Annotated in this window: 4 protein-coding genes; 1 reads left to right on the top strand and 3 read right to left on the bottom strand. The window is 48.8% G+C overall.

Translation table 11 applies throughout. From position 1 onward, the window contains the following. The 3 genes from QUB06_RS20985 to QUB06_RS20975 form a co-directional block, all read right to left on the bottom strand. Window positions 1–2,350: two-partner secretion domain-containing protein (locus tag QUB06_RS20985; RefSeq protein ID WP_333436893.1), on the bottom strand; the 2,350-nt coding region annotated here is incomplete at its 3' end. Between the two features lie 1,375 nt (window positions 2,351–3,725). Next, window positions 3,726–5,480, bottom strand: a complete 1,755-nt coding sequence (locus QUB06_RS20980; RefSeq protein ID WP_333436892.1) for a DUF3352 domain-containing protein — start codon at window positions 5,478–5,480, stop codon at window positions 3,726–3,728. Between the two features lie 240 nt (window positions 5,481–5,720). Beyond that, a complete protein-coding gene (locus QUB06_RS20975; RefSeq protein ID WP_333436891.1) occupies window positions 5,721–6,812 on the bottom strand; it encodes a hypothetical protein in 1,092 nt (363 codons plus the stop codon). 261 nt (window positions 6,813–7,073) lie between these two features. Between QUB06_RS20975 and QUB06_RS20970 the strand changes: the two genes are divergently transcribed. Further along, a complete protein-coding gene (locus QUB06_RS20970) occupies window positions 7,074–8,312 on the top strand; it encodes an LL-diaminopimelate aminotransferase (protein WP_333436890.1) in 1,239 nt (412 codons plus the stop codon). Window positions 8,313–8,416: the final 104 nt, after the last annotated feature.

Below are 8,416 nucleotides of genomic sequence, written 5' to 3'. Positions count from 1 at the left end.
CTGGTGCTGGTGCTGGTGCTGGTGCTGGTGCTGGTGCTGGTGCTGGTGCTGGTGCTGGTGCTGGTGCTGGTGCTGGTTCCGGTGCTGGTGCTGGTGCTGGTGCTGGTGCTGGTGCTGGCGTTAGTGTTTGTAAAGGTGCTGGTGTTGGCGCGGGTGCGGGTGCTGGTGCCGGTGCGGGTGCTGGCGCGGGTGCGGGTGTTGGCGCGGGTGCGGGTGCTGGCGCGGGTGCTGGTGTTGGCGCGGGTGTCGGTGCTGGTGCCGGTGCTGGTGTTGGCGCGGGTGCGGGTGCTGGCGCGGGTGTCGGTGCTGGTGCCGGTGCGGGTGCTGGCGCGGGTGCTGGTGTTGGCGCGGGTGCTGGTGCTGGTGCGGGTGTTGGTGCGGGTGCGGGTGTTGGTGTTGGTGCGGGTGTTGGTGCGGGTGCGGGTGCAGGTGCGGGTGCAGGTGTTGGCGCGGGTGTTGGCGCGGGTGTTGGCGCGGGTGTTGGCGCGGGTGCTGGTGCTGGTGTTGGCGCGGGTGTTGGCGCGGGTGCTGGTGCTGGTGTCGGTGCTGGTGTCGGCGCGGGTGCTGGTGCTGGTGTCGGTGCTGGTGTCGGTGCTGGTGTCGGTGCTGGTGTCGGTGCTGGTGTCGGCGCGGGTGCTGGTGCTGGTGTCGGTGCTGGTGTCGGTGCTGGTGATACTGAAGAAGCCGTAATGTTAATTTGGGTCGGCTGTACTATCTGAGGGGTGGGGCTGAAATAACTTCCCTGTGTAATCACATTTTCCTTCTTTGGACCCCCAGTGGCAATGCTGCCAGCAGTACCGTTGAGTCTGTTATAGTCTGGCCCGACGGTGAAAGGAGTGTTCGAGGCTTCGCCACCCTGGCCAATGGTGATATTTCCACCATTAGCGCTACCAGTAGTGGATGCGGAAATGCTGCAAGCTTGCGACAAGCAGTTGTTATCGTTTGTGAAAGTGCCTGTAGCTCGGAAATGACGGCCGGCTGTAATGTAAATCTCTCCTCCGGCTGTTCGGCCTTCGGTGTTGATATGGGTTACTTCGATGTCGTTGCGGGCGTTGAGGGTGACTTCGCCGCCTTGTTTTTCTTCGGAGTTGGCGTCTATGAACCCTGTTTGAATGCTGCTTGAGGGTGCTGCAATACTAACGCCTCCGGCGTTGCTGGTTTTGTCGATCGAGCTGGCGTTGATATTGCCTGTTTCTACTTTTCCTGTACGGCTGGTGACGGTGATGTTGCCGCCTGCGGTGGTGTCGGAGTGAGAGTCGAGATCCGCAGTGCTAATGTCGCCACTAGCTTCTAGGGCGATTGGGCCACCTTGGGAAGTTGTCAGGTTTCCGCTGACTACAATGCTGTTGGCTGCTTGAATGTCGATAGCCCCAGCGTTTGCATCTTTTAGTGCCACGTCCCCGGCAGCTACTGCTTGGTTAGACGCCGTGAGTACCACTTCACCGCTGGCATTGACGCTGATGCCTGTAGCGTTTGTTTCACCGATGCCTGTGAGCAGTTCGGGTAAGGTTGCGATGGAGAATGTCGAAGCTGTGCTGGATGTTCCTGTGTTGCTAGTGGCTGAGGGCGCCTCGATTTCCAAACTCAGCAAATTGCCTCCCTGGCTGACACGCACTAATTTTGTCCCGGAGACTGATGCTACGGTAATTTGACCGCCTGGGGCCGAAAGGCTGCCGGTGCTGACAACGGTGCCGCCGAGCAAGGTTAAGTTCTGCCCTGACTTGACTGCTAAGTCTGCCGTGCTGATAATTGCCCCTGCTCGATCGGCCCCAAAAGCAAAGGAATTGGGCGCGCCTGTCAGAGATGTGTAAGTGCTACTACCGACAGCGTTAAACGAGTTTGAACCAAATCCAATAGCGGTGGCGGTGGTTGCTGTGAAAGAAGCCGGCACGTTTAAGCTGGCACTGTTGCCAAATATGATGCCGGATGGATTCATCAAAAACAAGTTAGAATTGCCGCCGGTTACTTGAATTAAGCCATTAATAATCGAGGGGTTGCCGCCGCCTATGCCCGCTAAAATGTTGCGAATGTTGGGGTTTGATATAAAGTTGGCAATCTGATTTTCCGACAAGCCGAATTCTGTAAACCTGTGGAATAGATTTTGTCGATCGCTCGATAATTGTCCGCCTTGAATATCGAAGCGACTTGGCTGGCCAGGAGTTCCGTTTTGCGCTGCGGGAGTGACGGTAGTGCCTGTTGCGTCCGCCGCTGGAACAATTGTTTGACCTGCGGCTTTGGCTTGCAGAAAGTAAATATTTATTAAGACTATTTGCAGAGCGAGTGTCAGTTTGCTGATTCTGGCTTTTGAGAGGAATTTAGACTTTTTTTGAATATTTTTGGCGGTTTTCATGGGTTTTTAATGGGTAAAATATATAAATCACAGAAATTAGGTAAAGAAACTGGCTTTATAGAAAGAAAAAACTTGATTGACGGCTGTGTGAATAAATATCTGCACATCCGTGCTATGTCTGGTCAATTTGCGTAGAAGATTGGAAATCTACCCCTCATTTGCCGAGGGGTATTTGTGAGCTATTCTGTCACTTTTATTACTAAGTAAGGCTTGCCTGGTAAATGTTCACGTTCCCTTGTTAGGAAAGCGATACCCTTGGCTATAAACCTGTTCACTCGTTCCTTAATCGCCTTCGACAGTGCATAATGCTGGCGTTTACATCAAGGTGTCATGACCTGATGAACGTAGTCAGTTAAGACGCTTGACTGCACGTTCCGATGTTGTACAGGTGCTGACTAGGAAGGCCAATATCTGCATAGGTTTTTCGGAACGGTTGAAGACGCTATATTTATGAAGCAACCGGGTTTCTGACTGCAAGTGCATTCAGGAGTCAATGGGTAGAATTTGCCTCTGCTTTGGCAATTGTCTCAGCGTATCTTTTCCACAATCTAAATATAACTCGAAATGCCTAGGCTCTGTATCTTCCGCATGACATATTAATAAAAAATAACAAAAACGACCTTCCTAGAGGTCCTCCGACGCCTAGAAACCCGGTTTTTTAACTATTATTGATAGTCTGAAGGAAGTATGGGGGTTCAAAAACTCGGTTTCTGCGTCCAATACTGACCGGGAAACATCCGAAAATATTTTATGCAAAACAAAAAAATCTATACACTTGCCGAAAATTCAAATTAGGGAAAGAAGAAATGAGAAGGAGTCAATCGATTTGAGATTTGAGATTTGAGATTTGAGATTTTAGGATTGAAGCATTGACCCCACGGATAAATTCGGGGGGCAAGTTTCATGGGATACAGGTTTTTTATTTCTGGACGGATGAATCCGGGGGCTTGTATCCTGGATGCTTTCGGTCAGAAGACAGAATTCTGAATTCAGAATCCCCCATGCCTGAAGTGAGGGTTAACGGTCACGGAAAGAATTTTTGGTGATCCACGATTAAAATCGGGGGCTTTAAACCTGGATTCTCGATCCTGTCGCACAGAATCCAGAATGGATTCTGGATTGTGAATGCTGAATTATTCTTCAGTAAGCCAAATTCTTAGGGTGTTCAGAAACCCGGTTTATTTAAAGAAAAAACCGGGTTTTTGGTTTTTTTTTGTGACTTTTTGTGAAGTAAAACTACTTGAATCCGGCTGTATTGCCCTCTTGTACTCAACTCCACTATTGCCGATTTCGATCGCCTGCTTTTCGGTTTTAATCGATCGCCCTGTTTGTGTTTAAGGGGGTGTGCAGGCGGATTTGTGGAAGGATTTAAGAGTTAATTGGGTGAAGTTTGGACAGTGGGCGAGGGACTGGGAGAAGCAGGGCGCGGTGAAGCAGGACGCGGTGAAGGATTTGCAGAAGGAGTGGATAGGGTGGATTTTTTGAGACCGACAAAAGCGTCATAACGGGTGGTACGATCGCCAATGACGGCAGCTGTAACGCCGATCGACCGCGTGGCGTCTATCCACATTTTTTGGTTGGGAGGAAACTCCGGCAAAGCTAGGTTTTTCGGGTTAAACGCACTCTCGGTGTCGATGAAGAAATTGCCATTGTGGGGTTGAAGTTGCGATCGGACAGTTTTCTGGAACAGTTCGCTGCTTAAAAGCGGACTTTTCGGTGCCGGAACGATCGCATCAACCACGGGAGCTCCTACTGTCATAAACACTACATCGTTCATCCAACCGCGAGTTACCGTAATCCCTCCAAACGGCGATGTCCATTTAATCGCCGGTTTGCCGCCGACTTGAATTTCCTCCACTCTAAACCCTTTAGTTTTCATCGTTTCATCAAGCTGTTTCAGGGATTTGTTAGCGGCGCCCTGGTTGTTTGTTTCCACCATAAATACAAATCCGGCAGCAAATTTGTCTCTGGGATTCTGGGCGGGGGCTGGTATTAATGATAGAGAAAATTCTCCCGCCATCCAGTTCATTAAGTCTTTATCTAAATCCATGCCGGTAGTGGATTTTAAACCTGTGCGTAAAACTTGAGGATTAATCGGGGAAATCGGGTTGGCATCGGCTCCCAATACGTAGTCTTGCCACAAACGCTGCAAGTTGCCGCCGGATACCATCATTATTGTATTGTTTGGGAGGCGGTTAACCATTTTTAGAGCATTGTTTTCTACTGCTATCCTTCTGGTAGAATCTGGTTTTAGCCAAGAGACTGATTTGAAGGCAATTCCTTCTTCTTCCAGCGTCGCTGTGGTGGCAAATCCCTGATTTTGTTGCAGTTTTTCGAGGTTTTCTGGCGAAATTTCACGGGCTGAGTTGGCGGCGGCATAGGCGGCGGCAACGGGCATATTGACGTAGATTTGACCGAAGGCGCCCGGACTTTTTATTTTGTCTATGGCGTCTGCATAGCCAGGGGTTTTTGCTAGGGAAGGTTCGCCTTTGTAGGTGTCGATTATTCTGTCTGTAGCGCTAGAATCTGTGGTGACTGCTAGATAGCTTGTGCCGAGTACCGCGACTGAGAAATTGCGATCGGGTACGCCTTGAGTTTCTGTGACTTGGACGCCTTTATAATTACGCTCAACTATTTTTCCTTGGCTGAGAGGCCTGGGTTTTGTTAATAATTCTTTGGCTTTGATCGGGTTGGCAATTGGCAGGATAATTGCCACTGACTGTTGAATTGGCGGAGATGGGGGCGCATTGGGTGCGGGCGGGGGGGCTGGTATAGCTATTTTGTTGCGGAGAAAAGCCACCATTGCGGTGTTACCCACCCAGGGTTGAATGTCTTGCTGGTAGGCGTAGCCGTTGCTTGTGAGGAGGCGATCGCGCATTTCGCTTAAAAACCTCTCAAACGAAGCTTTTGACTCCGGCGTGCCAAACTCTCGCAGTTTATTCCACTGCGATTCATCGGTGGTGATGGATAGGGCCATCATCGTATCTTGCGGGACAACGGTTGCCCCCGCCGGCAAATCTTTGGCGGGCCCACGGGAGAGGATGAGGTAGTAGGTGACAAAGCCTAAACCGATCAGAAGTGTGGCGGCTCCGATCGTAAACAGCAGGGAAGATTTATCTTTCTTAAACATTATTCGTAAGGTTCTGGTGCTCGCAACATGATAGATTATTTTCTTGACTCATGTAACAGATACATTAGCAGATACATATAACCGGGCCAATCTACGAAACTCGAATTTAGCCCTCCCGGCACAACCGGAAAAACAGTTTTTTTTTAAATCAGACAGCAGGTTAGGCTCGTGGAACGAAACCTAACACAAAAAATGTAGCAAGACTTTTCTGCCAGTTGACCTTAGTCCTGATTAATTGAATCAGTTTCTGGCCTTAAAGTCTTTAAAGATAGTTTGAAACGAGTACATCAGTCGATGGACATCGTTTGTGGCTGTAGGAAAAATGTTTAGTTCCCATTTTTTGCGAGCGGTAGTTAGCAGTTTGGCTACGGGTTGGGAGTAACTGTTAGAAATGAAATAGCTGCCACCTTCGTAGCGAATATCTGACGCTAAGCCGATAAAAGCACCAGCCATTTCTAGTTTAAGTTCTGAGGTGCTGTGTTCCGATTTTACTGCTAAAATTACCTGCGAGTGCCGGGGTTCGCGGTTGAGCAAGCGGCAGATATTTGCTTCTTTTTGGTACAAAATTAAAACGTTGCAGTTGTGCAGAACTCCGGCTCTACCTTGGACTTTTACTCCTAGGTGAACTTCCAGGGCGGGTTTGTCGGGAAATTCCACCACAGCATGAGTGTATGGATGTGCAGTGCCGTGGATTTTTCCCGCCGTTTTTCTAAATGTTAAATATTTCGGTGTTTCGTCGTCTAAAACATTGTTGTAATAAATAGTACCGCCTTCATTAGCCACTGCTTTTAGCAGAATAGTGAATAGGTAAGTGTCAAAAATTCTGGCTTGTTCTGCCGCTGTATTAAATTCGGGATCGATCGAGCTTTTTAATTTGCTTTTAATTTCGGAGTTGATGGCGTAGTTGCTGGGCCCGGAGGGGAGTTTTTCCAGCAAGTGCTTGAGGGCGATCGCCTGTTTGTGGCGGGGGGCTGTGACGCTGGAGGTAAACTCAATTGTTTTGGCAGTTTCGGCACCTGAATTGGCAAAGGTAATTTTTGTGCCGAGGGGAGAGGTTTCTGATTCTACTTTCAAGAAATAAGCAATTTCGTCTTCCATTTCGGAAGTGTTGACCGTCGCTTGTTCGACAGCATTAATTAACAGCAAAAGTTGTTCTTTTGCGGTATAATCTTCTATCTTGAGCAGGGGTGTTTTTCTTTTGAGCGATCGCTCTTCAATTACTTTGCCTATCTCGACAGTATCTGCTACTTGTTGAACTACCCAACCTAAATTAAACTCATTCAGAATTGCCGCCAGTTCCTGATAGAGTTTGGCGTACTCGATCTCGTCCATAATGGTTTCTGCACTGCACACTATTCTGATTATACAAGATAGTTTGATTTTTTGGTCAATGGCTGCTCAGCAACTGCGAATATTGCCTGTAATGGCTGAGTATCGGAGTGTTTGAGTGTCCGAGTGGGGAAAATCTTCCTCTTCCGTGAATCTCCTCGTCACATCGGTTAAATCCCTTACAGCATCGGTTGCCGAACTTGCTGCTGCTTGAGAGAGACAATTGGGAGTAAGCTATTCTACGACATTTGTAGCGATCGAACTATGGCAACTATCAACGACAATTACCTCAAACTCAAAGCCGGCTACCTGTTTCCCGAAATTGGGCGCAGGGTGAAAGCCTATGCAGAGGCGAATCCCCAAGCGCCCATCATCCGGCTGGGGATTGGCGACGTGACTGAACCGCTACCGGAAGCTTGTCGCCAAGCGATGGTGGCGGCGGTGGAAGAAATGGGTTCGCGGGATACCTTTAAAGGATACGGCCCGGAACAAGGTTATGAGTGGCTGCGGGAGAAAATTGCCGAGCACGATTTTAAGTCGCGGGGATGCGATGTTGATGCTTCGGAAATCTTTATTTCTGATGGTTCTAAGTGCGATTGTGGCAATATTCTCGATATCTTTGGCAACAATAACACGATCGCAGTTACAGATCCAGTTTATCCGGTGTATGTAGACACTAACGTGATGGCTGGACACACGGGAGATGCCAACGAAAATGGCGAATACGGCGGCTTAGTTTACCTGCCAATTACAGCGGAAAACAATTTTACTGCCCAAATTCCCACTGACAAAAAAGTCGATTTAATTTACTTGTGTTTTCCGAATAACCCGACCGGGGCAACTGCAACGAAGGAACACTTGCAAGCTTGGGTAAATTATGCTAAAGCTAACGGTTCGATTATTTTCTTCGATGCGGCCTACGAAGCGTATATTACCGATCCGAGTTTACCGCATTCTATCTACGAAATTGAAGGGGCGCGGGATTGTGCGATCGAATTTCGTTCTTTTTCCAAAAATGCTGGTTTTACGGGTACTCGCTGCGCGTTAACAGTTGTACCGAAGACTTTGACAGGAAAAGCAGCAGATGGTTCCGATGTCGAAATTTGGAAGTTGTGGAACCGCCGCCAATCTACTAAATTTAACGGAGTTTCTTACATCGTGCAACGCGGTGCAGAGGCGGTTTATTCGGAGGCTGGCAAGGCACAGATTCAGGAGTTAGTCAATTTTTACATGGAAAATGCTGCGATTATTCGTGAGAAATTGACAGCGGCGGGAATCGAGGTTTTTGGTGGCGAAAATGCACCTTATGTCTGGGTGAAAACGCCTCACGGTTTGTCGAGTTGGGATTTCTTTCAGAAGTTGCTGGAAACTTGCAATGTGGTGGGAACTCCGGGTTCTGGTTTTGGTGCGGCGGGCGAGGGTTATTTCCGCATTTCGGCGTTTAATAGTCGGGAGAATGTGGAGGAGGCGATGAGACGGATTGTGGAGAAGTTTAAGGTGTAAAAGGGCGAGAGATAAATCTTTTTGGGGCGGGCAAGATGCCCACCCCACAAGAAATTGATATGTTGTGGAACAGGCATCTTGCCTGTTCTTGAAAATGGTGTAAG

Source organism: Microcoleus sp. D2_18a_D3, from assembly GCF_036702455.1.
Classification (GTDB): Bacteria; Cyanobacteriota; Cyanobacteriia; order Cyanobacteriales; family Microcoleaceae; genus Microcoleus.
The sequence above is the reverse complement of the archived record's forward strand: the minus strand, read 5'-3'. Positions and strand labels throughout refer to the sequence as shown.

Coding starts and splice junctions, on each gene's coding strand:
- QUB06_RS20980 (WP_333436892.1), bottom strand. CDS start 5,480: ATGTTTAAGAAAGATAAATCTTCCCTGCTGTTTACGATCGGAGCCGCC.
- QUB06_RS20975 (WP_333436891.1), bottom strand. CDS start 6,812: ATGGACGAGATCGAGTACGCCAAACTCTATCAGGAACTGGCGGCAATT.
- QUB06_RS20970 (WP_333436890.1), top strand. CDS start 7,074: ATGGCAACTATCAACGACAATTACCTCAAACTCAAAGCCGGCTACCTG.